The 26,488-nt window shown below is 75.0% G+C and carries 24 protein-coding genes; 21 read left to right on the forward strand and 3 right to left on the reverse strand.

The features are described 5' to 3' along the window. Positions 1 to 13 precede the first annotated feature (13 nt). From ACIQTO_RS31895 to ACIQTO_RS31910, 4 genes are all read left to right on the forward strand, one after another. Positions 14 to 1,531, forward strand: coding sequence for a glutamine synthetase (locus tag ACIQTO_RS31895; protein ID WP_402395431.1), 1,518 nt, complete (start codon positions 14 to 16; stop codon positions 1,529 to 1,531). 3 nt (positions 1,532 to 1,534) lie between these two features. Further along, positions 1,535 to 2,653 (forward strand): amidohydrolase family protein, encoded by a 1,119-nt coding sequence (locus tag ACIQTO_RS31900; RefSeq protein WP_402395433.1) that lies wholly within the window; start codon positions 1,535 to 1,537, stop codon positions 2,651 to 2,653. 379 nt (positions 2,654 to 3,032) lie between these two features. Next, positions 3,033 to 4,523 (forward strand): S8 family peptidase, encoded by a 1,491-nt coding sequence (locus ACIQTO_RS31905; protein ID WP_402395435.1) that lies wholly within the window; start codon positions 3,033 to 3,035, stop codon positions 4,521 to 4,523. A gap of 220 nt (positions 4,524 to 4,743) precedes the next feature. Further along, complete coding sequence (locus ACIQTO_RS31910) at positions 4,744 to 5,109, forward strand: hypothetical protein (RefSeq protein ID WP_402395438.1); 366 nt, start codon at positions 4,744 to 4,746, stop codon at positions 5,107 to 5,109. 59 nt (positions 5,110 to 5,168) lie between these two features. Here the strand turns inward: ACIQTO_RS31910 and ACIQTO_RS31915 are convergent, their stop codons facing one another. Together ACIQTO_RS31915 and ACIQTO_RS31920 are read right to left on the reverse strand one after the other, a co-directional pair. Then, positions 5,169 to 6,062 (reverse strand): HipA family kinase, encoded by an 894-nt coding sequence (locus ACIQTO_RS31915; protein WP_402395572.1) that lies wholly within the window; start codon positions 6,060 to 6,062, stop codon positions 5,169 to 5,171. Between the two features lie 41 nt (positions 6,063 to 6,103). Then, positions 6,104 to 6,991, reverse strand: coding sequence for a winged helix-turn-helix transcriptional regulator (locus ACIQTO_RS31920; protein ID WP_402395441.1), 888 nt, complete (start codon positions 6,989 to 6,991; stop codon positions 6,104 to 6,106). 526 nt (positions 6,992 to 7,517) lie between these two features. Here ACIQTO_RS31920 and ACIQTO_RS31925 point away from each other — a divergent pair. From ACIQTO_RS31925 to ACIQTO_RS31965, 9 genes are all read left to right on the forward strand, one after another. After that, on the forward strand, positions 7,518 to 7,958 hold the full coding sequence (locus tag ACIQTO_RS31925) for an SRPBCC family protein (protein ID WP_402395443.1): 441 nt from the start codon (positions 7,518 to 7,520) through the stop codon (positions 7,956 to 7,958). A gap of 207 nt (positions 7,959 to 8,165) precedes the next feature. After that, on the forward strand, positions 8,166 to 9,320 hold the full coding sequence (locus tag ACIQTO_RS31930; RefSeq protein WP_402395446.1) for a glycosyltransferase: 1,155 nt from the start codon (positions 8,166 to 8,168) through the stop codon (positions 9,318 to 9,320). Between the two features lie 334 nt (positions 9,321 to 9,654). Continuing rightward, positions 9,655 to 11,178 carry an exopolysaccharide biosynthesis polyprenyl glycosylphosphotransferase gene (locus ACIQTO_RS31935; RefSeq protein WP_402395447.1) on the forward strand — a complete coding sequence of 508 codons (1,524 nt, stop codon included), beginning with the start codon at positions 9,655 to 9,657 and terminating at the stop codon, positions 11,176 to 11,178. Between the two features lie 5 nt (positions 11,179 to 11,183). Continuing rightward, a complete protein-coding gene (locus ACIQTO_RS31940; RefSeq protein WP_402395450.1) occupies positions 11,184 to 12,500 on the forward strand; it encodes an O-antigen ligase family protein in 1,317 nt (438 codons plus the stop codon). Continuing rightward, a complete protein-coding gene (locus ACIQTO_RS31945) occupies positions 12,497 to 14,236 on the forward strand; it encodes a lipid II flippase MurJ (RefSeq protein WP_402395453.1) in 1,740 nt (579 codons plus the stop codon). The genes ACIQTO_RS31940 and ACIQTO_RS31945 overlap by 4 nt, the downstream gene beginning before the upstream one ends. A gap of 178 nt (positions 14,237 to 14,414) precedes the next feature. Continuing rightward, positions 14,415 to 15,248 (forward strand): polysaccharide deacetylase family protein, encoded by an 834-nt coding sequence (locus tag ACIQTO_RS31950; RefSeq protein WP_402395456.1) that lies wholly within the window; start codon positions 14,415 to 14,417, stop codon positions 15,246 to 15,248. Continuing rightward, the gene (locus ACIQTO_RS31955) at positions 15,245 to 16,360 is read left to right on the forward strand and encodes a glycosyltransferase (RefSeq protein ID WP_402395459.1); all 1,116 of its coding nucleotides are present in this window, start codon (positions 15,245 to 15,247) and stop codon (positions 16,358 to 16,360) included. The genes ACIQTO_RS31950 and ACIQTO_RS31955 overlap by 4 nt, the downstream gene beginning before the upstream one ends. A gap of 65 nt (positions 16,361 to 16,425) precedes the next feature. Beyond that, the gene (locus ACIQTO_RS31960) at positions 16,426 to 17,157 is read left to right on the forward strand and encodes a Wzz/FepE/Etk N-terminal domain-containing protein (RefSeq protein ID WP_402395461.1); all 732 of its coding nucleotides are present in this window, start codon (positions 16,426 to 16,428) and stop codon (positions 17,155 to 17,157) included. Further along, positions 17,154 to 18,317, forward strand: coding sequence for a GNAT family N-acetyltransferase (locus ACIQTO_RS31965; protein ID WP_402395463.1), 1,164 nt, complete (start codon positions 17,154 to 17,156; stop codon positions 18,315 to 18,317). The genes ACIQTO_RS31960 and ACIQTO_RS31965 overlap by 4 nt, the downstream gene beginning before the upstream one ends. A gap of 30 nt (positions 18,318 to 18,347) precedes the next feature. On the opposite strand, the gene ACIQTO_RS31970 is transcribed toward ACIQTO_RS31965, so the two are convergent. Next, positions 18,348 to 19,640: a glycoside hydrolase family 26 protein gene (locus ACIQTO_RS31970; protein ID WP_402395465.1), complete on the reverse strand. Its 1,293-nt coding sequence runs from the start codon at positions 19,638 to 19,640 to the stop codon at positions 18,348 to 18,350. A gap of 354 nt (positions 19,641 to 19,994) precedes the next feature. Between ACIQTO_RS31970 and ACIQTO_RS31975 the strand changes: the two genes are divergently transcribed. The 8 genes from ACIQTO_RS31975 (at position 19,995) to ACIQTO_RS32010 (ending at position 26,413) form a co-directional block, all read left to right on the forward strand. Further along, positions 19,995 to 20,924 carry a hypothetical protein gene (locus ACIQTO_RS31975; RefSeq protein WP_402395468.1) on the forward strand — a complete coding sequence of 310 codons (930 nt, stop codon included), beginning with the start codon at positions 19,995 to 19,997 and terminating at the stop codon, positions 20,922 to 20,924. A gap of 204 nt (positions 20,925 to 21,128) precedes the next feature. Beyond that, positions 21,129 to 22,727, forward strand: coding sequence for an ABC-F family ATP-binding cassette domain-containing protein (locus ACIQTO_RS31980; protein WP_402395471.1), 1,599 nt, complete (start codon positions 21,129 to 21,131; stop codon positions 22,725 to 22,727). A 349-nt stretch (positions 22,728 to 23,076) separates the two neighbouring features. After that, positions 23,077 to 23,310 (forward strand): helix-turn-helix domain-containing protein, encoded by a 234-nt coding sequence (locus tag ACIQTO_RS31985; protein ID WP_049658450.1) that lies wholly within the window; start codon positions 23,077 to 23,079, stop codon positions 23,308 to 23,310. A 232-nt stretch (positions 23,311 to 23,542) separates the two neighbouring features. Continuing rightward, positions 23,543 to 24,349 (forward strand): enoyl-CoA hydratase/isomerase family protein, encoded by an 807-nt coding sequence (locus tag ACIQTO_RS31990; RefSeq protein WP_402395474.1) that lies wholly within the window; start codon positions 23,543 to 23,545, stop codon positions 24,347 to 24,349. Positions 24,350 to 24,515: 166 nt separating this feature from the next. Further along, the gene (locus ACIQTO_RS31995; RefSeq protein ID WP_402395477.1) at positions 24,516 to 25,028 is read left to right on the forward strand and encodes an Asp23/Gls24 family envelope stress response protein; all 513 of its coding nucleotides are present in this window, start codon (positions 24,516 to 24,518) and stop codon (positions 25,026 to 25,028) included. A gap of 40 nt (positions 25,029 to 25,068) precedes the next feature. After that, positions 25,069 to 25,260: a hypothetical protein gene (locus ACIQTO_RS32000; RefSeq protein WP_329490120.1), complete on the forward strand. Its 192-nt coding sequence runs from the start codon at positions 25,069 to 25,071 to the stop codon at positions 25,258 to 25,260. Next, positions 25,260 to 25,613 carry a hypothetical protein gene (locus ACIQTO_RS32005; protein WP_402395480.1) on the forward strand — a complete coding sequence of 118 codons (354 nt, stop codon included), beginning with the start codon at positions 25,260 to 25,262 and terminating at the stop codon, positions 25,611 to 25,613. Before ACIQTO_RS32000 ends, ACIQTO_RS32005 begins: the two co-directional genes overlap by 1 nt. After that, the gene (locus ACIQTO_RS32010; RefSeq protein WP_402395482.1) at positions 25,610 to 26,413 is read left to right on the forward strand and encodes a DUF6286 domain-containing protein; all 804 of its coding nucleotides are present in this window, start codon (positions 25,610 to 25,612) and stop codon (positions 26,411 to 26,413) included. The genes ACIQTO_RS32005 and ACIQTO_RS32010 overlap by 4 nt, the downstream gene beginning before the upstream one ends. Positions 26,414 to 26,488 lie beyond the last annotated feature (75 nt).

Genomic DNA, 26,488 nt, shown 5'->3' on the forward strand with positions numbered 1-26,488 from the left:
ACAGCATGGGCGCATGAGCACCGGAACCGTCCCGTCCGCCGGCCTCGCCGACTCGTCCGAGCCCACCCCCGGCGCCGCGTCCGGGGCCGCTCCCGACGGCGGCTCCGGGCCCGCCGCCGGGCCCGCCGCCGGGCCGGACCGGCCGGCCGGGCCCCGGGGCACCGCCACCCTGCCGCCGCGCGCCGAGCGCGGCGAACGGGCCCAGGCGGTGGTCGAGCGGTTGCGCCCGGCCGGGGTCGAGGCGGTGGCCGTCACCTGGGTGGACAACGCGGGCGTCACCCGGGTCAAGGCCGTGCCGCTGGACGGGCTGGTGCACGCCGCGCAGTGGGGCGTCGGCGCGGCGCCCTGCTTCGACGTCTTCCTGGCCGACGACACGATCGTCACCAGCCGCCTGATCGGCGGCCCCACCGGAGACCTCCGGCTCTACCCGGACCTCGACCGGGTGGTCCCGCTGGCCGCCCAGCCGGGCTGGGCCTGGTCGCCGGGCGAGCGGTACACCCAGTCCGGCGCCCCGCACCCGGGCTGCCAGCGGTTGTTCGCCCGCCGGATGACGGCGGCCGCGGCCGAGCGCGGGATCGCCGTCAAGGCCGGTATCGAGGTCGAGTGGGTGGTCGCGCTCGCCGGGCCGGCGCAGGAGGAGCCGCGCTACCCGACGGAGGGCCCGGCCTACGGCATGCACCGCCTGACCGACCTCTCGGACTACCTGCGCGAGGTGCTGCGCGCCCTCGGGGCGCAGGGTCTCGCGGTGCTGCAGATCCACCCCGAGTACGCCCCGGGCCAGTTCGAGGTGTCGGTCGCCCCGGAGGGGCCGGTGGAGGCCGCCGACACCTCGGTGCTGATCCGCCAGACCATCCGCGCCGTCTCGGCCCGGCACGGCCTGCGGGTCTCCTTCGCCCCGGTGGTCGAGGTCGGTTCGGTCGGCAACGGCGGCCACCTCCACCTCAGCCTCTGGCGGGACGGGCAGAACCTCGCCCGCGGCGGAGCCGGCCCGCACGGGCTGACGGCCGACGCGGAGGGCTTCCTCGCCGGGGTGCTGGGCGCGCTGCCCGAGCTGCTGGTGCTCGGCTCGTCCAGCCCGGCCGGGTACCTGCGGCTGGTGCCCTCGCACTGGGCCGGTGCCTACCAGTGCTGGGGCCTGGAGAACCGGGAGGCGGCGCTGCGGCTGGTCACCGGCTCCTCGGGGGAGCGCGCCACCGCGGCCAACGCCGAGATCAAGTGCTTCGACGCCACCGCCAACCCGTACCTCGCGGTCGGCGCGGTGCTCGCCGCCGGCCTCGCCGGGTTGGACCAACGGCTCGCGCTGCCGCCGGAGTTCACCGGCGATCCGGCCGAGGCCGCGCCCGGTACGGTGCCCCGGCTGCCGGCCGGCCCGGCGGACGCGCTCGCGGCCTACCAGAAGTCCGCGGTGCTCCGCGAGGCGCTCGGCGAGCCGCTGTACGAGGCGGTGCTGGCCGTCCGCCGCGCCGAGAGCGAGCAGTACGCCTCGGCCACCCCGGAGCACCTGGTCGCGGCCACCCGCTGGCGGTACTGACCGGTGCGCTCGCTGGACGTTCCGGCGCTGGTCGACCACCACTGCCACAGTGTGGTGGCGGCCGACCTCGCCGACGACGCCCTGGCCGGGCTGCTCACCGAGTCCGACCGCCCGCCCGCGCCCGGCACCTCGCCGTTCGACAGCGCGCTCGGCCTCGCGGTGCGGCGCTGGTGCCCGCCCGCGCTCGGGCTGCCCGCGCACGCCCCCGCCGCCGACTACCTGGCCCGGCGGGCCGAGCTGGGCGCCGCCGAAGCCACCCGGCGGCTGCTGGCGGCCGCCGCGCTGGACACCTGCCTGGTCGACACCGGTCTGGCCACGGCGGCCGGCCACCCGCTGCTGCCGCTCGGCGAGTTCGCCGAGGCGGCCGGAGTCCGGGTGCGGGAGGTGGTCCGGTTGGAGTCCGTCGCCGAGACGGTGGCGGCACCGGCCGGGGCCTGGCCGCTCCTCGTCCGCGAGGCGTTGGCCGCGGCGGCCACCGGCGCGGTGGCGGTCAAGTCGGTCCTGGCCTACCGGAACGGACTGGCGGTGCCGGCCGAGCGGCCCTCGCCGACGGCGGTGACGGCCGCCGCGGGGGAGCGGCTGCGGGCCGGGCACGGCCGGCTGACGCACCCCGTGCTGCTGCACCACCTGCTCTGGACGGCGGTGGACGTCTGCGCCGAGTTCGGCCTGCCGCTCCAACTGCACACCGGCTTCGGCGATCCGGATCTCACCCTGCACCGGGCCGACCCGTCACTGCTCACCGACTTCGTCCGGGCCGCCGAACCGAGCGGTGTACCGCTGGTGCTCCTGCACGGCTACCCCTACCACCGGCAGGCGGCCTGGCTGGCCCAGGCCTTCCCGCAGGTCTACACCGACCTCGGGCTGACGGCCTCCTACGTCGGCCCCCGGGTGGCCGCGGTGCTCGGCGAGATGCTGGAGCTGGCGCCGTTCGGCAAGCTGCTCTTCTCCACCGACGCCTACGGGCTGCCGGAACTGTACCTGGTCGGCGCGGCCCAGTTCCGGCACGGTCTGGGTACCCTGCTGGACGGCTGGCGGGCGGACGGCGCCTGCTCGGCGGCCGACGCGCGGCGCCTGGCCCGGCAGGTGGCCGCCGACAACGCCCGCCGTCTGTACCGGCTCTGAGCGGTGGACAGCGGCGCCGCAGGCCCGGGCCGGGCCGGGGGGTGGCGCAGCCCCCGAGGCCCACTGAGGTCCGCTGACACCCGCCGAGGCCCGCTGAGACCTGTCGCGGCCGTCCGCACGGCCGTGCGGATCGCCGCCCGAGGGCCGGAAATGGTGGATCGTCCACGCCCGGCCGGGGGAAAGAACGCGCGGTCCGGATATTCACCGTATGGATTGACGCCGGGTCGGCAACGCCGGAACCGCAACCCTCGGAAGTGGCCGAACGGTGTCGATTAGATGACGACCTCTTGCGGATTGCAACGCATGTTCACTAGCGTCCCGATCATTCCACTGCACCTGCCATCCGCAGCTGCACGACGACTCGGGAGGGCCAACCCCTATGAGTGTTCCTCGGATCAGCCGGACCCGGTACGCCGCGGTGGGCGTCGCCCTTGCCGCGGCCGGTGCCCTGGCGCTGCCCGCCGGTACCGCCGTCGCGGCCACCGGGGCCGAGCCGACGACCGGGCCGCTGCTGAGCTACGTCGTCAACACCCAGGCCAACCACGGCCAGGTGCAGAAGGTCGAGAAGGCCGTCACGACCCTCGGCGGCAGCGTCGTCTACTCCTACGAGCAGATCGGCGTGGTGATCGCCCGGTCGACCGACACCCAGTTCGCCGCCAAGCTGCGGAAGGCGAAGGGCGTCCAGTCGGTCGGCGCCAGCCGCACCAAGGGCATCACGGCCGCCGAGACGCAGAAGGCCGAGGTCGCCGCCGAGCCGGCCGCCGCCGCCCCGGCCGGCCAGGAGCCCTACTGGGCCAACCAGTGGGACATGCGTCAGATCGGCGTGGACAAGGCCCACAAGCTCTCCCTGGGCAGCCGCAACGTGACCGTCGGCGTGCTGGACTCCGGCATCGACGGCACCCACGAGGACCTGGCCGCCAACGTCGACGCCTCGCAGTCGGTCTCCTGCATCGACGGCGGCAAGCCGAACACCGACTGGGCCGCCTGGCAGCCGGGCCCCGACGGTGACCACGGCACCCACGTGGCCGGCACCATCGCCGCCGCCAAGAACGGCAAGGGCATCGAGGGCATAGCCCCGAACGTCAAGCTGGCCGCGGTCAAGGTCGTCGACGACGGTGGCTTCATCTACCCGGAGTACGCGATCTGCGGCTTCGTCTGGGCCGGTGAGCACAAGTTCAAGGTGACCAACAACAGCTACTACGTCGACCCGTGGATGTTCAACTGCCAGAACGACGCCGACCAGGCGGCGATCACCACCGCGGTGCGCCGCGCGGTCGAGTTCTCGCAGCGCAAGGGCGTCCTCAACGTGGCCGCGGCGGGCAACGAGAACATCGACCTCGCCCACAAGACCGTTGACGTCAGCAGCCCGGACGACACCACCCCGGGCAGCCGCCCGATCACCCAGGACTGCCTGAACCTGCCGACCGAGCTGGACGGCGTGGTCTCGGTCTCCTCGGTGGGCGTCAACGGCGACAAGGCGTACTACTCCAGCTACGGCAAGGGCAAGGTCACGGTGGCCGCCCCCGGTGGCGACCGCCGCTACCAGATCCCGAACACCCCGGACCAGAACGGCCGCACCCTCTCCACCATCCCCGGTGGCCGTTACGGTTACATGCAGGGCACCTCGATGGCCTCCCCGCACGCCGCCGGCGTCCTGGCGCTGCTCGCCAGCACCTTCCCGTGGGCGAGCCCGGAGGAGCTGACCGAGCTGCTGACCAACCAGGCCGAGTCGCACGCCTGCCCGTCGGGCCCGTACAACCCGGGCGGCGCCGGCGAGTGGACCGCCACCTGCGAGGGCGGCGCGGACGACAACGGCTTCTACGGCGCGGGCATCATCAACGCCGAGAAGGCGGTCCAGTGGTGGCGCTGACGCGCTGACCGGCCGTCACCGGGCGCGGAAGCCCAGCGCTGAAGCCGTGTGCGGAAGCCTGACGCGGAAGTCCGGTACGTGATCGAACCGTGGGTGGGGAGTGGGACTCAGGTCCCGCTCCCCACCCTTTTGAGTACCGGTACTCAGGTGCCGGCTCCGGCGCGCTCACCAGAATGGACCCGCACCACCCAGCGCAACCCTGGTCGAGGAGCGGAACGCCATGGCAGAGACCTGCACCGGCCGGCAGCCCCGGGCGCGTCCGAGCGGCGACCGGACCTGGCCGTGGGTGGCGCTGGGGATCGTTCAGCTGATCGCGGCCGGTCCGGTGCTGGGGCTGATCGTGGGCGGCGCACTGGCGGTCACCGTGATGGGGCTCGCCTCCGGCGGGACGACGGCCGCGGCGGCGGGCTTCGCCCTGGTGCCGGCCCTCGGCCCGGGGCTCGGCCTGGCGCTGCCGGCCCTGGCGCTGCTCTCCCCGGCGGTGCGCCGGGTGAACCGGGCGGCACTCTTCGCCCTGCACTGCTTCGGCCTGCTGATCGGGACGACCGTCGAGTACGTCGGCTGGGTCGGCCCGGCGATCGGCTGAACCGGCGCGAACCCCGTCATCGCCGCTCGGCGACCGCCCGGGCCGGACCGGCCCGGCCCTCACTCGACGTGCTGGTCCCAGACGGTCTCGACCGACGGCTTGCCGTGCAGGTCCGGCACCTCCTGGAGCCACGCGGGCCGGCCGGCCCGGCTCCGGGCGGCGCGCCGGCGCTCGGCCTCGCCCAGCTGCTCGGGCGTGGCGAACCCGTCCGGCAGCCACTCGCGGGAGCGCGCCACGCGGGCGGCCAGCTGGGCGACATAGGCCTGCCGCACCGCCTCCACCGAGTCGAAGCCGGGCTCGTCGGCCAGCCACGTGTCGGGGACGAGCGCCACGACCTCCGTCAGCAGCGCGGTGGTGACCAGCGGCCCGAGCTCCGCGTCGGCCAGCCCGACATCGGGGGAGCAGCCGCCGAGGGCGTGGGCGCTCAGGTCGTAGCGCTTGCCGACCGAACTCCCGGCACTGGACCAGCGGTGGTGGAAGACCAGCGCGGCGCCGTTGTCGATCAGCCAGAGCTTCCCGTGCCAGACCATCAGATTGGGGTTGTGCACGCTGCGGTCGACGTTGCCGGTGAGCGCGTCCAGCCAGACCACCCGGCCGGCCTCGACCGGGCCGACCGGGATCATGCCGGGCCTGAAGTCGCGGGCGCCGGGCAGCAGGTCCATCCCGAGATTGAGCCCGCGGCTGGCCCGGAGGATCTCCTGGACCTCGGGGTCGGGCTCGGCGTCGGCGACCGCGGGGTCGAAGTCGACCAACCGGAGTTCGGGCACCGGCAGACCGAGCCGCCGGGCCAGTTCGCCGACGATCACCTCGGCCACCAGCGCCTTGCGGCCCTGCGCGGCACCGATGAACTTCACCACGTAGGTGCCCAGGTCGTCGGTCTCCACGACGCCGGGGACGGAGCCGCCGGCCCGCAGCGGATCGACGTAGCGCACTGCTGTCACCTGATCGAGCACATCGGTCACCCTAACCCGTGCTCCTTCCGTGCCCGACCGGTTCAGCGGGACTCCCGTGCCACCTCACGGGCGTCCGCGAGCGCCTGCCGGACGGCGGCGGGGATGTCGGTGACCGGGAAGGCCACCCGGCGCACCACCCGGTCGCGGTCCAGGACGAGGACCGCCCGCTTCAGCCGCAGGCCCTGGCCGACGTGGAAGGTGGGCAGCCGCAGGGCGGCCGCCAGCCGGACGTCCAGGTCGGACAGGAGCGGGAAGGGGATCTCCTCCGCCTCCGCGAACTCCCGCTGCTCGTCTGGCCGTTGGGTGGACACTCCGCGCAGTGCCAGGCCGGCCGCGCGGAACTCGGGGTACGCCTCGCGGAAGAGCCGGTTCTCCAGGGTGCAGCCGACCGCGCCGGGGATGTCGCCCCAGCCGGCCGGCAGCGGCGCGGGCCGGCCGGTGGCGGGGTAGCAGAACAGCACGGTGGCGCCGGCCGCCGGGTCGACCGGGTCCAGCTCGCCGCCGGTGTGCGCGGGCAGGGTGAGTGCCGGCAGCCGGGTGCCGGGCAGCGCCGCCATCCGGGCGGCCTCGGCGCTGTCGGGCGCGGCCGAGCCGGAGAGCGCGCCGTCGCCGAGCAGCCAGCGGTCCGCCCAGTCCTGCATCGCGACCAGGACCGGCAGCAGCGCCCGCCCGGCCTCGGTGAGCCGGTACTCGTAGCGCACCGGGCCGCTCTGGTACGGCACCCGGGTCAGCACGCCGGCCTCGGTCAGGTGGCCGAGCCGTTCGGCGAGGACCTTCCGGGAGATGCCCAGCTCGTGCTGGAGCTCGTCGAAGCGCAGCAGGCCGCGCGCCGACTCGCGGACGATCAGGATGCTCCACCAGTCGCCGATGACGGCCGCCGACTGGGCGATCGCGCAGGTGGCGTCCCGCTCGGGTACCTCTTTGAGCACGGTCGCTCCTCTCGCGGTCAGGACGGTCCATCCTCGCACCCCCTTACGAGTTCCGAAAGGGAACTTGTAAGGCTCCAATGAAAACCCGAGCGGGAACGAGCGCCGACGAGAACGACGGGGGAGCACGGGCCCGTCGCCCGGGCGACGCTGCGCCGCACCTGGACGACGACCCACCGGCCCACCCGTGGTCCTGCGCCGTCGACTGTCTGCTGATCGGCGTGTTCACCCTCGGCCTGTCCTGTCTGGGCCCGCACGCCATCGGCGGCGGCCCGGTGGCCGAGGACTTCACCGCCCGCGCCGGCGGCGCCGACTGCCTCGGCTGCATCGCGATCGGCGCGGCCGGCAGTCCGGCCGCGCTCAAGGCGGAGACCGGCAGCCACCGCAGCGTCCGGGGCCGGACGCCCCGGGGCCGGACGCACCCGGGCTGGACGTACCCGGGCCACCCCGAGCCCCTGCGCCGCCCCGGGCCGTGCCCTGTGGTTGGCTTGCCGGTGAAACCGGACGTCCAGATGAGGAGAGCAAGGTCATGGGACAGGTGCAGGCCACCACCGAGCGGGTCTACGACGCCACCCCCGAGCGGGTCTACGAGGTGCTGGCCGACTACCAGGTGACCCGCCCCAAGCTGCTGCCCGCGCAGTACAGCGAGTACGAGGTGCGGGTCGGCGGCACCGGAGCGGGCACCCAGGTGCACTGGAGGCTCCAGGCCACCGAGAAGCGGGTGCGGGACTGCCTGTTCACCGTCTCGGCGCCGGCGCCGGACCAGCTGGTGGAGAAGGACGCCAACTCCAGCATGGTGATCACCTGGACGGTCGCCGCGGCCGGCGAGGGCCGGTCGAAGGTCACCGTCTCGGCCAGCTGGCAGGGCGCGACCGGGATCGGCGGCTTCTTCGAGCGCACCTTCGCGCCGAAGGGCCTGAACCGGATCCACGACGAGGTGCTGGCCAACCTGGACGCCGAGGTCCGCTGAGACCCACGCGGTCCACCGGGCCGGCCGGGCCCGTCGGGGCGACCGGTCGCCCCGGGGCCCCGCCGGGCCGGCCGCCCGGCCAGCAAGAAGATTCGACGGGTTCGCCCACCCGTACGACCGGCAAGCCGTACGGGTGGACGGCCGCCACCTGCGGGTGACGACGGCCCCCGGGCACGGCGGAGCCACCCTAGGCTCGCCGCCGTGCATATGACGATCCTTCACATTTCGCAGCCCGTCGACGGCGGGGTCGCCCGCGTCGTCGTCGACCTGGTTCGCGGTCAACGCGAGGCCGGCCACCGGGTGCTGGTCGCCTGCCCGGGCGGGGGGCGGCTGGCCGAGGAGGCCGCCGCCGCCGGCGCGCTGGTCCAGGACTGGCCCGCCCGCCGCTCGCCCGGCCCGTCCGTCGCCGCCGAGGCCTGGCGGCTGCGCCGGATCGTCCGCGCCGCCGCGCCCGACATGGTCCATCTGCACAGCGCCAAGGCCGGCTTGGCCGGCCGGCTGGCCATCCGGGGGGCGGTGCCGACGGTCTTCCAGCCGCACGCCTGGTCGTTCGCCGCCGTCGACGGCGCGCTGGCCGCGGCCACCCTGCGCTGGGAGCGGTACGCGACCCGCTGGGCGCACCGCCTGCTCTGTGTCAGCGTCCAGGAGCGGGCCGACGGCGTCGCCGCGGGCCTGCACGCCGACTGGGCGGTGGTGCCCAACGGCGTCGACGTGCGTCACTACGCGCCCGCCGAGCGCCGGGCCGCCCGGATCGCGCTCGGTCTGGACCTTGACGCCCCGCTGGCCGTCTGCGTGGGCCGGCTCAGCCGGCAGAAGGGCCAGGACGTCCTGCTCGACGCCTGGCCCGAGGTGCTGCGCCTGGTGCCGCAGGCCCGGCTGGCCCTGGTCGGCACCGGGCCGGAGGAGGCCCGGCTGGCCGCCGCCGTCCGGGAGTCGGCCGAGCCGTCCCGGGTGCGGCTGGCCGGGGAGGTGGCGGATCCGCGGCCCTGGTTGGCGGCGGCCGATCTGGTGGTGCTGCCCTCGCGCTGGGAGGGGATGGCGCTGGCGCCGCTGGAGGCGATGGCGGCGGGCCGTCCGGTGCTGTTGACGGATGTGCCCGGGGCCCGCGAATGCCTGCCGCCGGCCGAGCGCAAAATTGCCGTCGTGCCACCCGAGGACGCCGCCGCACTCGCCACCCGAATGGCCGAAGCATTGTCCGATCCGATCGAGTGCGAGCGACGCGGAACGCGACTGCGTGACCATGCCGTGGCCCGCCATGACGTGCGATCGGTGGTCGAACAGGTGGACGCGCTCTACCGGGATCTATTGGGCGCCGGCCCGGCGGCCGGACGGCGCCGTGCCCGTGTCCCAGAGCGGATCTGATCGTTTCACATGCCGTGAATGCCCTCCGCTGCGGAGCCGCGGTATTCGCACCCTCAACCGGTTTGTGGACGAGGGGTGAAATCAGAAATACCTATTAATGGGCGGCTGGAATGAAATGGCAAGTCAACTTCCAGCATCCAGGCCCACGTTCGGTACTGTCTGATTTTGCCTGCTTCATTTCGATTTCACGCCGGGAATTCGCGAGGAAACCGAAAGCCGCCAGCGGCAGCAGGTGCAGTCAGGACCGCGCCCACCGGGCCGGGACGGCCGCCCCGGGCCAACCGGTGCCGGGCCGCCGTCACCCCGGGCACACAGCAGGGGAGTTCGTGCGCTGATGACCATTGACCACGACAGCGTGCCACGGGCCGGCCGGCCCCTGTCCGGCCCGCGCCGGCCCGCCATCGGTCTGCTCGACCGCCCGGCCCGGTCCGCCCAGACCCGCAGCGCCCCGCCGTCCCGTCGCCACCGCCGGCCGGTCCGCTCCCGGCTCGCCCTGCCCGTCGCCCTGGTCGCCGTCGACGCCCTCGCCCTGTGCACCGCCACGGGGCTCGCCAACCGCGCCCTCGACCCGGCGGTCCGGGTCGATCCACTGCTGGGCGTGGCCGCCCTGCTGCCCCTGCTGCTCCTGCTCAACCTGGCCGGCGGCCTCTACCGGGCCCGGCTCACCCTCTCCGTCCTCGACGAACTCCCCGCGCTGACCGTCCGGGCCGTCGTCGCCACCGCCTTCGCCGTCACCCTGGCCGGCTGCCTGGACGGCCGCTGGCCCGACTGCGGCCCCGCCACCCCGGCCCGGCTGACCATGCTGCTCGGCGGCCAGCTGCTGCTCGCCGTCTGCGGCCGCGCCCTGCTCTACCACCTGGTCCGCCGGATCCGCCGCAGCCGGCCCAGCCCCGTGCTGGTGCTCGGCGCCGGCCGGCTCGGCCGCCGGGTCGCCGCGGCCCTCAGCGAGCGCGGCGAGTACGGCATGCGCCCGGTCGGTTTCCTCGACGCCGACCCGCCGCTGCTGGCCGGCGACACCGACCTGCCCGTACTCGGCGGCCGCGAGGTGCTGGAGCGCGAGGTCCGCCGCCACCGGATCCACCACGTGGTGGCCACCGCCGGCGCCGCCGACGAGGCGGAGACCGCCGCCGCCCTGCGCGACGCCGCCCGGCTCGGCTGCCAGGTCTGGCTGGTGCCCGCGCTGCGCGAGTACGGCTCGCTGGAGAGCGGCCGTTCGACCGCCGGCGACCACCTCTGGGGCTTCCCCTGCCTCAAGGTCGACCGCCCGGCGATGCGCCGCCCGGGCTGGGCCGCCAAGCGCGCCGTGGACGTCACCGCCGCCGGCCTCGGCCTGCTCGCCCTGGCCCCCGTGCTCGCCCTCTGCGCGCTCGCCGTCCGCTTCGACACCGGCCCCGGCGTGCTCTTCCGCCAGCAGCGCACCGGCCTCGACGGCCGGGTCTTCACCGTCCTCAAGTTCCGCACCCTGCGCCCCAGCAACGAGCACGAGTCGGCGACCCGCTGGAACATCGCCCAGGACCACCGGATGGGCGCCGTCGGCAAGGTGATGCGCCGCAGCTCCCTGGACGAGCTGCCGCAGCTGTGGAACGTCTTCCGCGGCGACATGAGCCTGGTCGGCCCGCGCCCCGAGCGCCCCTACTTCGTCATGCGGTTCAGCCAGGCCTACCCCGAGTACGCGGACCGCCACCGCGTCCCGGTCGGCCTCACCGGCCTCGCCCAGGTCAACGGCCTGCGCGGCGACACCTCGATCGAGGACCGGGCCCGCTTCGACAACCGCTACATCGAGAGCTGGAGCCTCTGGCAGGACGTCAAGATCCTCTGCCGCACCGCGGCCCTGATGCTCCACCCGGACGGAAGCTGACCAGCGTGGCCCTCACCCTCGATCTCGCCCCGACCCCCGCCCGGGCGTTACGCCGGGCACGCACGGCGCTCGCCGCCCGGCCCAGTCTGCTGGCCGCCGCCACCGTGCTGCTGGTCTGCGTGCCCACCGGTGAGAAGGACGTCACCGCCGCCGTCCACGTCACCGCCGCCGACCTCGCCTCGCTGGCCCTGGTCGCCGTCACCGCCGCCGGCCTGCTGCGCGGCCGCACCCCCGCGATCGGCCGGACCACCGCCGCGCAGTTCGGCGCGATCGTGCTCGCCGCCGCCGTCGCCACCGTCGGCTCGATCGACCCGGCCGCCAGCCTCACCGGCTTCGTCCGGCTCACCCAGGTCTTCGTCCTGGTGCCCGCCGCCGTCCTCTGCTCCCTGCGCGACCGCACCGACCAGCGGCTGGTGCTCGGCTCGTTCGTCGCCGCCGCACTGATCCAGGGCGTGGTCGGCGCCCACCAGTACCTCACCGGGACGGGCGCCTCCTACACCGGCCGGCCGATCAGGGCCGTCGGCACCTTCGGCGCGCTCGACATCATGGCGATGTCCACCGTGGTCAGCTACGGCCTGCTCGCCGCCCTCGCGCTGGCCCTCGGTGAACGCGACCTCCGGCTGCGCCGCGCGATGTACGCGGCCGCCGCGTTCCTGGCCTTCCCGCTCGCCGTCTCGTTCAGCCGCGGCAGCTGGATCGCCACCGGCGCCGCCGCCGCCGTCCTGCTGCTGCGCGCCGACGCCCGGCTCGCCGTCCGCGGCGCCGTCCTCGGCCTGGCCGCCGCCGTCGTCCTGATCGGCGGGCTCGGCCTCGGCGCCTCCGGCGTCACCGCCCGGATCAGCTCGATCGGCTCCGTCTCCGCCGCCCCCGACCAGTCGGTGTCCGACCGCTACGACCTCTGGTCCACCGCCGGGCGCATCTGGCAGGACCACCCGGTCACCGGCGCCGGCCCCAAGGCCTTCCAGCAACTGCGCGACAGCCACGCCCCGTTGCGGCTCTCCTCCGGCAGCGACGCCGCCGACGCCACCATCGGCTTCCAGCGCGAGCCGCTGCTCTCCCCGCACAACATGTACTTCCTGGTCCTCAGCGAGCAGGGGCTGATCGGCATCGTCGCCTACGCCGCCCTCTTCCTCGGCCTGCTGCTCGGCTGCCTCCGCCGCGCCCGCGGCGCCGGCCTCGCCGCGCTCGCGCTGCTGGTCTGGGTGCTGGTCGACTTCCTCTACGCGGACATCGGCGGTACCACCACCGTGCTGACCTCCGTCGTCCTCGGCCTCGCCGCCCGCACCGCCCGCGGCGTCACCCCGGAGGCGACCCCCCGATGACCACCGACCGGCCGACCGCGCTCACCCCGACGCTGCCGGCCCCCCGCTCCGCCCCCGCCGCCGGGACGCCGGCCGCCCCCCGGCGCGGCTTCCTCGCCAAGGCCTTCGGCGTCACCGCGGTACTCAGCGCCGCCGGCTCCGCCCTCGGCCTGCTCCGTGACCTGCTGCTGGCCCGCTACTTCGGCGCCAACCAGGGCACCGACGCCTTCCTGGTCGCCTGGACCGTCCCGGAGACCGCCGCACCCCTGCTGATCGAGGACGCCATGTCCTTCCTCATGGTGCCCGCCTTCGCCCTGGCCCTGGTCCTGCGGGAGGAGCACCCCGACGGTCCCGACCCGGTCCGCCAACTGGTCCGCGCCACCCTGCCCTGGCTGCTGCTCGCGCTCACCGCGCTCTCGCTCGGCGTCGCGCTCGGCGCTCCTCACCTGGTCGACCTGCTCGCCCCCGGTCTGGCCAACCCCGACCTGGCCGTCACCTGCACCCGGATCACCGCCTGCGGAGTCCTGCCGTTCGGTGTGGCCGGCTACCTCGCCGCCGCGCTCCGGGCGCACCACCGCTTCACCGCCCCGGCCGGCATCTACGTCGCCTACAACGTCGGCATCCTCGGCGTCCTGCTCAGCTGCCACGCGCTCTGGGGGGTCCGCTCCGCCGCGGTCGGCGTCGCCCTCGGCAGCCTGCTGATGGCCGGCCTGCTGGTCGCCCCGTTCCTGCGCCGGCTGCGGGCCGCCCGCCCCGCCGGGGCCATCGCCCGGCCCGGCGGCCGTGAGGTGCCCGCGTACGCGCGCCCCGCGCTCGTGCTGATCCCGCTCGCCCTGCTGCCGGTGGCCGCCTTCACGCTGACCCGGCAGGCGCAGGTCTTCATCGAGCGCTTCCTCGGCTCCGCGCTGCCGCCCGGCACCATCTCGCACCTCAACTACGCCGCCAAGGTCTCCCAACTGGCCATGACGGCGGCCATCCTGATCTGCACCGTCACGTTCCCGCTGGTCGCCCGGGCGCTCGCCGCCGGGGATCTCACCGCCGCCCGCGACCGGGTCGAGAAGGACCTCGGGCAGGCGGCCGCCGTCGTCCTGTTCGGCACCGCCTTCCTGCTCGCCTGCGCGCCCTCGGTGGTCGCCCTGCTCTTCCAGCGCGGCGCGTTCGGCGCCCAGGACACCGCCGCCACCGCGGCCGTCATCCGGGTCTACAGCTTCGGCCTGCCCGCGCAGGCGCTGATCGGCGTGATGATCCGCCCCTACTTCTCGCTCCGCCCGGTGGTCCGCCGGGCCGGGGACCCGCGCAGCGACGACCGCGGCCGCCGGCTGCTCGACTGGTACCCGGCCGCCGTCATGGTGCTCGGCCTGGTCGTCACCGTCGCCGTCGGCGTGCTCGCCACCCCGCGGTTCGGCGCCCTCGGCCTCGCCGCCGGGAACGCGGCCGGCATCACCACCACCGCGGTGCTGCTGCTGCGCGGCCTCGTCCTGCGCGGCATCGCGCTGCGCCTGCGGCTGGTCCTCGGCGGCCACGCCCGGCTGCTCGCGGCCGCCGCCGGCGCGGCCGCCCTCGGCACCCCGGCCGCCGGGCTCCCCGCCGACCCCCTGCTCTCGACGCTGCTCGGGGGCCTCACCGTGGCGCTCGCCTTCGCCGCCCTGGGCACCGGTCTCGGTGCCCACGAGGTGCGCGGACCGGTCCTCGCCGCCGTCCGGGCCCTGTGCCCGCCATCCGTCGCCGATGAAGGGAAGCCTCCCCATGGACGTTGAACGGGGATCCGCTCGGTCGGTGCTGTCGGGCGCACGCCGCTCCGGCACACCGACGGCAGCCGGTCCGCGGAGCGGGGCGCCGCGTGACGGTGCCCACCGCCCGGAGGCACGGCTGCCCCGGAGCCGCCGCCCGGCCACCCGGGCGCCCGCTCCGGAGAGCACCTCGCCGTGGATCCTGATGTACCACTCGGTGGCCGTCGAGGAGGACGACCCGTACCAGCTGACCGTCAGCCCCGAGCGGTTCGCCGAACAGATCGCCTGGCTCCACCGGCGCGGTCAGCGCGGCGTCTCGGTCCGCGAGCTGATGCGGGCCCGGGCCGGCGGCCGGGCGGACAACCTGGTCGGCCTGACCTTCGACGACGGGTACGCCGACTTCGGCCGCTTCGCCGTACCGATCCTCCAGGCGTACGGCTTCACCGCGACCGCCTACGTGGTCGCCGACCTGCTCGGCCGGGCCAACGACTGGGACGTGAAGGGCCCGCGCAAGAAGCTGCTGACCGTCCAGGAGGTCACCGAACTCGCCGCCGCCGGCTGGGAGATCGGCTCGCACGGGCTCGGCCACCAGGCCCTGCCGGGGCTGCCCGCCGAGGCGCTCGCCACCCAGACCAGGGAGAGCCGGCGGGCCCTGGAGGAGGTCGTCGGCGGCCCGGTCACCGGCTTCTGCTACCCCTACGGCGCCGTCGACCTGCCCGCCACCCTGGCCGTCCGCGACGCCGGCTACGACTACGCCTGCGCCATCGCGCACTCCCCGCTCACCGGCCGCTACGCGCTGCCCCGCTGCTACGTCGGCGACCGCGACGGCGCCTGGCGACTGCGCGCCAAGCGCGGCCGGCACCGCCTGCGCGACACCGTCACCGAGCTGCGCCGCAGCCGCCTCGCGGCCCGCCCCGGACGTCAGCGGCGCGTCGCCGCCGAGGGCGAGGAACGGCAGGGTGGCGCGGGCGCCAGGGCCGGCAGCGGACCCGAGCGACCCGGAGGGGAGCGGGCGGCCCGCCGGGGGGCCGGCCGGTGAGGGTGCTGCACATCGTCACCGGTCTCGCCTCCGGCGGCGCCGAGCGGCAACTGCAACTGCTGCTGCGGCACCTGCCCGCGCACCAGCACTGCGAGGTGGTCGCGCTGACCAACCCCGGCACGGTGGCCGCAGCGCTGCGCGCCGAGGGCGTCACCGTCCACCACCTCGCGATGCGCGGCAACCGGGACGTCGGCGCGCTGCCCCGGCTGGTCCGGCTGATCCGGTCCGGCCGCTACGACCTCGTGCACACCCACCTCTACCGGGCCGGCCTGTACGGGCGCCTGGCCGCCCGGCTCGCCGGGGTGCGGGCGGTGGTGGCCACCGAGCACTCCCTGCACGCGGGGGTGATCGAGGGCCGCCCCGTCACCCGCGGCGTCAAGGGGCTCTACCTGGCGGCCGAACGCCTGGGCACCACCACCGTCGCGGTCTCCCGGCAGGTCGCCCAGACCCTGCACGCCTGGGGGGTGCCGCCGGCCCGGGTCGAGCTGATCCCCAACGGCATCGACACCGCCCGCTACCGCCGCCCCGACGCCGACCGGGCCGCCGCCCGGCACCGGCTGCGCGCCGACCTCGGCCTCCCGCAGGCCGGCTGGGTGGTCGGCGGGGTCGGCCGGCTGGTGCCCGGCAAGCGCTTCCACGTCCTGCTGGAGGCGCTCGCCGACCTCGACCCGGCCGCCCGGCTGGTGCTGGTCGGCGAGGGCCCCGAGCGCGCCGCCCTGGAGCGCCGGGCCGCCGAACTCGGCGTCCGGGACCGCCTGGTGCTGACCGGCGAGCGCGACGACGTCCCCGACCTGCTCGCCGCGCTGGACGTGCTGGCCGCCCCCTCGACCGAGGAGACCTTCGGCCTCGGTGTCCTGGAGGGCCTCGCGGCCGGCCTGCCGGTCCGCCACAGCGCCTGCCCGGCCCTGGACGAACTCCCACCCACCGCCGCCCCGCAGGCCCGCCGGATCCCCTCGGAGGCCGCCGCCTACACCGCGGCACTGCGCGAGCTGCGCCACCTCAACGACCACAGCACCGAGCCGCTGCCCCGGCCCCCGGCGGTCGGCCACTACGACATCGTCCGGGTGGCCGCCGACCTCGGCGCCCTCTACGACCGCCTGGCACCCGCTTGAGCCGCCGGCAGCCGCCGAACCCCCGGGCCGCCGGCCGGGCGGCCCCCATATCCAAGGAGGACCCCATGTCCGAACCGCGCCGAAGCGTCCGCAGCCTGGCCCGCCGCTGGTGGCCGGTGGTCCTCGCGGTGCCGCTGGGCGCCGCCGCCGGTGCCGGGTACGCCGTCGTCGCCCACCCCTCGTACGCCGCCAACTCCTATGTGATCGTGGTGCCGCAGACCCAGGGGGAGAGCGTCACCGCGGTGAACTTCGCCCAGGCGTACGGCCGGCTGGCCGGCCAGCCCCAGGTGCTCGCGGCGGCCGCGGCCGAGACCGGGCACAGCCGCGCGGAGCTGGAGGCCCTGGTGCACGGCACCACCTCCCCGGACGCCCCGATGATCGAGATCACCGGTACCGGCGCGCGGCCGCTGGAGGCGGTCCAGGCCGCCGACGCGGTGGCCCGCTCGCTGGTGGCCTTCGCCAACACCAGCAGCAAGGAGACCGGCGTCCGGCTGGTCCCGCTGGCCCCCGCCGCCGAGCCGGACAAGCCGACCACCCCGTCCGCGCAGCTGGACGTCGCGGTCGGTGCCGCCGCCGGGGTGCTGATCGGCGCGCTGGTGATGATGACCCGCCGCCGGGACACCGGGCCCGCGCCGGCCGCCGCCGGGCCCGGCGCGGAGCCCGCGCCGACCGCCCCGCGCCCGCGCGCCGAGGAGACCCCGGCGGAGCAGCCCGCCGCCGGGGCGGCGCCTGCGGAGAAGGCCCCGGCCGGGAAGGCCCCGGCCCAGGAGAAGAGCGCCGCCGGGAGCAGCCGATGAGCACCGAGGCGCCGGTCACCGCCGGCCTGCCCACCCAGGCCGGCGCACCCCGCTGGACCACCGAACTGCGCCGCGAGGACGACGCCCTCGACCTCCTCACCGAGGAGTGGGACGACCTGGTCACCCGCTGCCGGACGGCCACCTTCTTCCAGGCCGCCGTCTGGCAGCGCTCCTGGTGGCGCCAGTACGGCCGCCCGGGCGAGCTGCTGGTGCTGCTGGTCCGCCGCAACGGCCGGCTGGTCGGCGCCGGAGCGTTCCGGCGGCGCCGCGGCCCGCTCGGCGGGCTGAGCGGCCTCGGCGACGGGCTGATCGACTTCACCGACATCCTGCTCGACGACTCCTGCGCGGACCGGGCCGCCGCCGAGTTCGCCGCCGCCCTCCCGCTCACCCGCCCCTGGCACACCCTGGAGCTGCGCGAGGTGCGCCCCGAGGCGGCCGTCCAGCGGGTCTTCGAGCAGTGGCGCGGCCGCCGGAGCCGGTTCGCCGACTCGCTCTGCCAGTACCTGCCGGCCGTCCCGATGGAGGAGCTGCTCAAGCGGGTGCCCGGCAAGACCGCCCAGCGCAGCCGGGTGAAGCTCCGCAAGATCGCGGAGGCCGGGGTCGAGGTCCGCCCGACGCCCCCGGAGGAGGTGCCCGAGGCCGTGGCGGGTCTGCTCAGGCTGCACTTCCTGCAGTGGCGGGAGCGGGGGGTCACGGCGGAGCACCGCACCGAGCGGTTCGCCCGGCACCTGGTCGAGTCCACCACCGGTCTGGTCGCCACCGGCCGCGCCGCCGTCCACCAGTACTGGCTCGACGGCGAGCTGGTCGCGGTGAACCTGCTGCTGCTCTGCCCGTCCTTCGGCGGTCTCTACCTGTACGGCGCGCACCCGGAGCTGCGGGAGCGGCTGGACATCGCCGGCCTGCTGTTCGGCGCGGCGCTGGACGAGACGGTCGGCGCGGGCATCCCGGTGCTCAGCCTGCTGCGCGGCCAGGAGCCGTACAAGCAGCGCTGGCGGCCGGACCGGCTGCCCAACCAGCGGCTGCTGTTCGGCCCGCGCGGGCCGGCCCCGGCGGCCGCCGCCCGGGCCGGTTCGGTCCGGGCCCGGCAGGCCGCGGTGCACGTGCTGCGCACCCGCCTGCCGAGGCTCAAGGAGGCGCTGGCGGCCCGCCGGCGGAGCTGACCGCCCGCCGGCGGGCCCGGGTGCCGGCCCTCAGCGCCGGGCCGGCAGCCCGTTCGGCGCGGGCGGGACCGAGGGCGAGGCCGGGGCCGGGGCCGAGGGTGTGCTCCACGGCGACGGCAGGGCCGGTGCGGACGACGGCGCGGCCGCCGCCCCGGAGACGGAGGCGGTCGCGGAGGCGGACGGCGACGGGCCGGCCGAGGCGGTGGCCGGCGCCGACGGCACGGCGGAGGGAGTGACCCCCGGGGCCGGGGAGGGCGCCGGGGGCGTCGGCGCCGGCGCGAGCGGCGCCCCCTTCGACCCGGCCATCAGCTGCTTGAACCGGCTGCTGGAGCGCGGGTTCTGCCCGCACTGCCAGAACCCGTGCGGGCAGTAGTCGGTGACGGTCTGGTAACTGGTGTCGTGGGTGCGGATCCACTCCACCATCCGCTGCACGAACTCCGGGTTGTCCCCGTTGCGGAACAGCCCCCACTCCGGGTACGAGACCGGCTTGCCGCGCTTGGCGGCGAACTCCACCTGGTCCTGCAGCCCGTACGGCTCGCGGACGTAGTCGTCGAAGGTGGCGCCGGCCGGCTGGTCGTAGCTGTCCATGCCGATGATGTCGACCACGTCGTCACCGGGGTAGCACTTGGTCCACGGGATCGCGTCCAGCCCCCGGTTGGGCGTGAAGTCGAAGCGGAACCGCTGCCCGGGCACCGAGCGCATCACGGTGACGATCCGCCGCCAGTACGCCTTCCAGGCCGTCGGGTCGGGCTTGCAGCGGTGGGTGTAGGTGACGCCGTTCATCTCCCAGCCGGGGGTGAGCACGGTGTCCGCGCCGCCGAGGGCCACCAGCCGGTGGGCGAGCCGCAGGAAGTGCCGGTCGAAGTCGCCGCGGGCGCCCTGGGCGAGCAGCTTGGCCACCTCGCCGTCCGGCACGTTCGCCTCGTTGGGCACGAGCATCGGGACGCCGAGGATGAGCATCCGGGAGGGGTCGGCCAGCCGCCACTGCGACCACATGCCGAGCACCACCGGTTCGCCCTCGACGTCCGCCCAGCTGTTTCCGGCCAGATAGGTGTGGCCGACCTGCACGTTGGCGTTGTTCAGCCACTGCGCGTAGCGGCCCAGCTGGGGGATGTACTTGTCCCAGGAGCCGACGAAGGCACCGAACGGGGCCTCGTGCCTGGGCCGTTGGACGGCCGGGCGGGGGGCGGCGCCGCGGGGCTGGATGCCGTCGGAGGAGAGGGCGTGCCGTTCGGTCTGGCTGAGCGGCGTCCCGGTGGGGACGCTCGCGGTGGTCAGCATCAGCAGGGCGGCGGCGGCCAGCGTCAGGCGGCCGAGTCGCATGGGCTCTCCTCCGGGCGTCACGGGGGCGGGGGTGGCGGGACGGACCGTGATACCCCGCGCACAGACAGTAGGCCCCTCGGGCGTCGGAAAAGCCGAATGTCACCCTAAAGTGGGCGATATTCGAACGCCGTCTGCCGCAATGCGCCGTGTATCACCTCTGTAACAGTCCGGACGGCCCTGGAGGGCCTACGCCGGCCGGCCGGCCGCGGTGCCGTCGCGGCGGCCGGAGGCCGACGGCGCAGGTGGGCGGGCGGATCCGGTGAAGGGCGCGAATCGGCCGTTCGCGCAACCACTGTCCGGACGTCCGGCGGGGTCCGGCTGACTCGTGAGGGTGTCGAAAGGTACGCTCCGCCCGTGTCCTGGAAGCCGCTGCGTGTCCTCACCCCCCGATCGATCCTCCCTGCCCTGGCGGTGCTGCTGGTCCTTGTGGCGGGCGCGGCCGCGCATGCCAACAAGGCGGTGCCGTTCGGGGACCGGGTGGCCGAGCCGGGCGGCGCGAGCGCCCGCCCGGTCAACGCGCAGTCGCTGGGGACGGACGGCCTGGAGCTGAAGGTGGGCCCCGGCCTGGAGGCCTACAACCGGGCCACCGGCGAGCACGCGTGGTCGTACCGCCGTGAGGGCGCCACCGCGCTCTACCTGTCGATGGCGGGCGAGAACGCCGTGGTGGTCTGGGACGACGGCCTGGTCACCTCGGTGCGTCCCGGTGACCACGAGGTGCGCTGGCACCGCGCGGTGCCCGGCCTGGAGGACTGGCTGGCCGGCGTGGGCGAGCCGGGCGCCGACAAGCGGACCGACGAGCAGCGCAAGCAGCTCCAGCGGGAGCGCGCCGCCGCGGCCCTGTACACCGTCCAGCAGTCCTCGCCCTGGGTGGCCGTGGTCACGCCCAACCTGACCATGGGCTTCCGCGACGCCGACGGTGACCTCCGCTACAACTCCAAGGCCGCCGGGAACTGCGTCTACGACCCGACCCGCTCGGTGGGCACCGAGTACGCGGTGCTCGTCCCGCGCAGCTGCACCGACAGCACCGGCCAGCCGGTCTCCGGCGGCGTCACCGGCTACCGCCTGGACAGCACCGGCTGGCAGCTCAACGCCGGTCCGACGGTGTCGATGAAGGCGCTGGACGGCCGCCGGGTGCTGATCACGGACGGTCCGATCGTCGGCCCCAAGGTGTTCGACACCAAGGCGGCGGCCCCCGAGGCGGCCTGTGGCAGCCCGGCCGAGACCTTCGCCGCCGTGCGCCCGCAGGGCAGCTGCGCCGCCCCGGAGGGCACCCCGCAGCCCTGAGACCGGTACCCGCAGCGAGGAATTCCACCGAGCCCCGCCACGGGGCCCGGTAGACTTGCCGTCATGGCTGTTCTCTCCGGGCACTAGCGGACGAGCGGCACCGCTCCGCGCGGTCCGCCGATCTGCCGACGACGCCCCCCTTCCGCTGCCCCGGCCCTGTGCCATGCCCAGGCGCCCGCCCACGTCCCAGGAGTAGTCCCAGCCATGATTTCCGCCAACGCCCTTGAGCTGCGCGCCGGTGCCCGCATCCTGATCGAGTCCGCCAGCTTCAAGGTCGCCCCGGGGGACCGGATCGGTCTGGTCGGGCGCAACGGCGCCGGGAAGACCACGCTCACCAAGGTGCTGGCCGGCGAGGGCATGCCGGCGGCGGGCACGGTCACCCGCTCCGGGGAGGTCGGCTACCTCCCGCAGGACCCGCGCACCGGCGACCTCGACGTCCTCGCCAAGGACCGCATCCTCTCCGCCCGCGGCCTCGACAGCGTGCTGAAGAAGATGCGCGAGAACGAGGAGCGGATGGCGAACGGCAAGGGCGCCACCCGCGACAACGCGATGAAGAAGTACGCGCGCCTGGAGACCGAGTTCCTCACCAAGGGCGGGTACGCCGCCGAGGCCGAGGCCGCCACCATCGCCGCCGCGCTGGGCCTGCCGGACCGCATCCTCGACCAGGAGCTGCACACCCTCTCCGGTGGTCAGCGCCGCCGCGTCGAGCTGGCCCGGATCCTCTTCTCGGACTCCGACGTGCTCCTCCTCGACGAGCCCACCAACCACCTCGACGCCGACTCGATCGCCTGGCTGCGGGACTTCCTGAAGACGTACAAGGGCGGCTTCATCGTCATCTCGCACGATGTCGAACTGGTCGAGACGGTCGTCAACAAGGTCTTCTACCTGGACGCCAACCGCTCCGCGATCGACGTCTACAACATGGGCTGGAAGCAGTACCAGCAGCAGCGCGAGGACGACGAGAAGCGCCGCAAGCGCGAGCGGGCCAACGCCGAGAAGAAGGCCGCGACCCTCAACTCGCAGGCCGACAAGATGCGCGCCAAGGCGACCAAGACGGTGGCCGCGCAGAACATGGCCCGCCGCGCGGAGAAGCTGCTCTCCGGCCTGGAGCAGGTGCGGGTGAACGACAAGGTCGCCAAGCTGCGCTTCCCGGACCCGGCCCCCTGCGGCAAGACCCCGCTGACCGCCAGCGGGCTCTCCAAGTCCTACGGCTCGCTGGAGATCTTCACCGATGTGGGCCTGGCCATCGACCGGGGCTCGCGGGTCGTCATCCTCGGGCTCAACGGCGCCGGCAAGACCACCCTGCTGCGGATGCTGGCCGGGGTGGAGCAGCCCGACACCGGCGAGGTGATCCCGGGCCACGGCCTGAAGATCGGCTACTACGCCCAGGAGCACGAGACCCTGGACCCGGAGCGTTCGGTGCTGGAGAACATGCGCTCCTCGGCCCCCGACACCGACCTGGTGCAGATCCGCAAGATCCTCGGTTCGTTCCTGTTCTCCGGCGACGACGTCGACAAGCCCGCCGGGGTGCTCTCCGGCGGGGAGAAGACCAGGCTCGCGCTGGCCGCGCTGGTGGTCTCCAGCGCCAATGTGCTGCTCCTCGACGAGCCCACCAACAACCTCGACCCGGCCAGCCGCGAGGAGATCCTCGGCGCGCTGCGCGAGTTCAGCGGCGCGGTCGTGCTGGTCACCCACGACGAGGGCGCGGTCGACGCGCTCCAGCCGGAGCGGATCATCCTGCTGCCGGACGGTGTGGAGGACCTCTGGAGCCCGGCTTACCACGACCTGGTCTCGCTGGCCTGACCCGGGCCCGGCTTCCGGCCGGCCTGGAGTGGACACCTCATCCACTCTTTGGACCAGAAAAACTAGTACTTACGGCGTGTCCGGGAATGAAGAGGTCCGGGATTCCGTTTGAGAAGCTTCCGTCGGCCCGCCACTCGATCGTGGTCGGGCCGACGCTGCTGATCAGCTCTTTCGCGCCGAATGGCGGTATCACCCCGGGGGCGTGCACTCTGCGTGAGCGCCCTTGTGCGCTCGGATCACCACCGGCGGACCACGCATTCCCGGCATCGACCTTGTCGAATGGGTGGCCAGGAGGCGGTGGATGGGTGATCATGGGAATCTGACCGAGCAACGCTACGAGGAGGCACGGGTGGCCGAGACTCTGAAAAAGGGCAGCCGGGTGACCGGTGCCGCGCGTGAGAAGCTCGCGGCCGATCTCAAGAAGAAGTACGACTCCGGGGCGAGCATTCGCGCTCTCGCGGAGGAGACCGGTCGCTCGTACGGCTTCGTGCACCGGATGCTGAGCGAGTCCGGAGTGATCCTCCGGGGCCGCGGCGGTGCCACGCGGGGCAAGAACAAAGCTACTGCTGGAGCCAGCTCCTGACGGTCCGTCAGATCATGGACGGATGACTCGGCGGCAGGGCGCGGGCCGGGGCGACGATGGTTGATCGTCCGCCTCCGGTCAGAGCGAACCGGCCGCCGATCGTCATGCCCGCCGCCCTGCGCCCGGGTGCGGCCCGGATCCTTCCGGGCCGGCGGTCGTCGTTGCCCTGCCATCGCGCGCCCAGTTTTGTTACTCTCCGGTAGCCAAGTCCCTCGCCACCGGAGGTTCCCGCATGACCGCCCCCGCCACCGACCCGCAGGCCTCGCACTGGGAGCAGGACGGCGTCCGTCTGGAGATCGACGGCGAACTCGCCGTCGTCACCCTCTGTCAGCCCGAACGGCGCAACGCCCAGTCGCCCGCGATGTGGCGCGCGCTGACGGTCGTCGGCCGGGAGCTGCCCGGCAGCGTCCGGGTGGTGCTGCTGCGCGCCGAGGGCCTTTCCTTCTCGGCCGGCCTGGACCGCGCGATGTTCACCCCCGAGGGCATCCCCGGCGAGCGCACCTTCCTCCAGCTGGCCGCCGCCGAGGACAAGGACCTCGACGACACCATCGCCTCCTACCAGGAGGCCTTCTCCTGGTGGCGCCGGCCCGACCTGGTCTCGATCGCCGCCGTCCAGGGCCACGCCGTCGGCGCCGGCTTCCAGCTCGCCCTCGGCTGTGACCTGCGGGTGGTCGCCGACGACGTCCGGTTCGCCATGAAGGAGACCTCGCTCGGCCTCGTCCCCGACCTGGCCGGGACCAAGCCGCTCACCGAACTCGTCGGTTACGCCCGGGCTCTGGAGATCTGTGCCACCGGCCGCTGGGTCGGCGCCGAGGAGGCCGCCGCGATCGGGCTGGCCAACCTGGCCGTCCCCGGCGCCGAGCTGGACTCCGCCGCCCGCGACCTCGCCGCCGCGCTGCTGGCCGCCCCGCGCAGCGCCGTCATCGAGACCAAGGCGCTGCTCCAGGGGGCGGGCGGCCGCTCGTACGACGAGCAGCGCTCGGCCGAACGGGTGGCGCAGGCCCGCCGGCTGCGCGATCTGGCCGGCATCGGCGACTGAACGCGTTATCACGCCGAAGGCCCGGCTCCGGGGACCATCCCGCGAGCCGGGCCTTCGGCGTTCCGTCGTGTCACCGGGCGGCGCTCCGGGGGCGGAGATCGTGGCGAAATGCCAGAGTTGGAGCGATTTGCGATATAGCTGGAGCCGTACGACGGGAGAACCGCCCATGCCTGACACTCCGACGCCCGCCACCATGCACAAGAACCCCTCCACCCCCGCCGCGCCCGGATCGGGCGCCCCGACGGCCGACGCCGCCCGGGTGGTCGCCGAACGCGGCCGCACCGCCCTGGCCGTCGGCGTGGTCGAGAAGATCGCCGGCATGGCCGCCCGCGAGGTCGTCGGCATCCACGCCCTCGGCTCGGGCCTGTCCCGGACCTTCGGCGCGATGCGCGACCGCGTGCCCGGGGGCAAGTCCAGCATCGGGCGCGGGATCAAGGCCGAGGTGGGGGAGAAGCAGACCGCCATCGACATCGCGCTGGTCGTCGAGTACGGCGTGGTCATCCCCGAACTGGCCCGCCAGGTGCGGGAGAACATCATCGACGCGGTCGAGCGGATGACCGGCCTGGAGGTCGTCGAGGTCAACATCGCGGTCAACGACGTCCATCTGCCCGACGAGCCGGACGTCGAGGAGGAGGAAGAGGAGAGCGTCCCCTCCGGACAGCGGCCCAAATTGAAGTAGCCCCCACGACGGGGCGGCAGCGGAAGACGAGGAGTAGCGGATGAACCTGGCCATCGTCGGCCTGGTGGTGGGTATGGCCCTCGGCTTCGCCGGCTATTTCGGCGGCTTCGCCGCGTTCCTGCTGGTGGCCGCGCTGGGCGTGGTCGGCTTCGTGGTCGGGCGCCTGCTGGAGGGCGACATCGAGATCGGTGACCTCGGCGATCTGCTGCGCGGCCGCGACCGGCGCCGCTGATGGCCACCCCCGCCACCCCGGCCACCCGCCGCCGCGAGCCCGGCGCCCGCGGGCGGCTGCGGGTCGCCGACCGGGTCTACGCCCGGATCGCCGCCCGGGCCGCCCGCGAGGCCCTCGCCGACGCGTGGAGCGGCCGGGCGGAGCGGGGCGGCCCGCCGAAGGTCTCGGTCGCCGCGCCGGGCAGCACGGTCACCGTCCGGGTCGCCGTCGACCTGCCGTTCCCCGCCGACCTCGCCGCGCTCGCCCGGGCCGTGCGGGAGCGGATCGTCGCGCAGGTCGGCGGGCTGACCGGGACACGGGTCGCCGAGGTGGTGGTGGTCGTCGAGCGGCTGGTCACCGGAGGGGCGGCATGACCGATCAGGCACCGGAGGCCTTCCCGCCGGAGACCGCCGGGCCGGAGCCGGTCACGGTCAAGGTGCCCCGGCCGCGGGCCCCCCGGACGGTGGCCGCCGCGCTGGTCGCGGTGGCCGTCCTGGTGCTCGGCACCGCGCTGCTCTACGACGTGATCGCCGTGCGCACCGGGCACGCCGCCGGCCGCTGGCGGGCCGAGGCCGGCGACGAACTCGCCACCCGCCATCTGGACGACCCCTGGGTGCTGCTCGGCGCCGGGGCGGCCGTCCTGCTCGGCGGCTGGCTGCTCTGGCTCGCACTCGCCCCGGGCCTGCGCCGCTGGCTGCCGCTGCGACCACTCGGCGGCACGTCCGCCGCCATCGACCGGGCCGGCGTCGGCACCCTCCTGCACGACCGGGCCGCCGGCCTGCCCGGCATCGAGCACCTCACCGTCCGGGTCAACCGGCGTCGGGTGAAGGTGCTGCTCACCGGTCCGGCGGACGCCGCCTCGGTGCAGCGGCAGCTGCGCGCGGAGCTGGCCGGGGTCACCCTGGCCCGGCCGCTCCGGCTCGACGTACGGGCGAAGCGCGGCCGGGGCGGCGCCGGGGCAGTCCCGGCCGCGCCGCCGGAGGGCGCCGCGGTCCTCCCGCCGGTGGCCGACCCCGGCGAGGGCGACGCGGCCACCGTGGCCGGCGGGGCGACAGCGCTCGGCGGGGCCGATGGGGCTGATGGGGCCGGCGAGGGTGACGGGACCGGCGGGGCGACAGCGCTCGGTAGGGCTGATGGGGCCGGCGAGGGTGACAGGCCCGGCGGGACCGGGTGAGCGCGGTGCCGGCCCGGCGCGGGTGGTGCGGTACGGGTGTGCGGACGTGGGTGCGGGTCGGACGAGGAGGGGTGC

It is taken from the genome of Kitasatospora sp. NPDC091207 (assembly GCF_044768625.1).
Lineage (GTDB): Bacteria > Actinomycetota > Actinomycetes > Streptomycetales > Streptomycetaceae > Kitasatospora.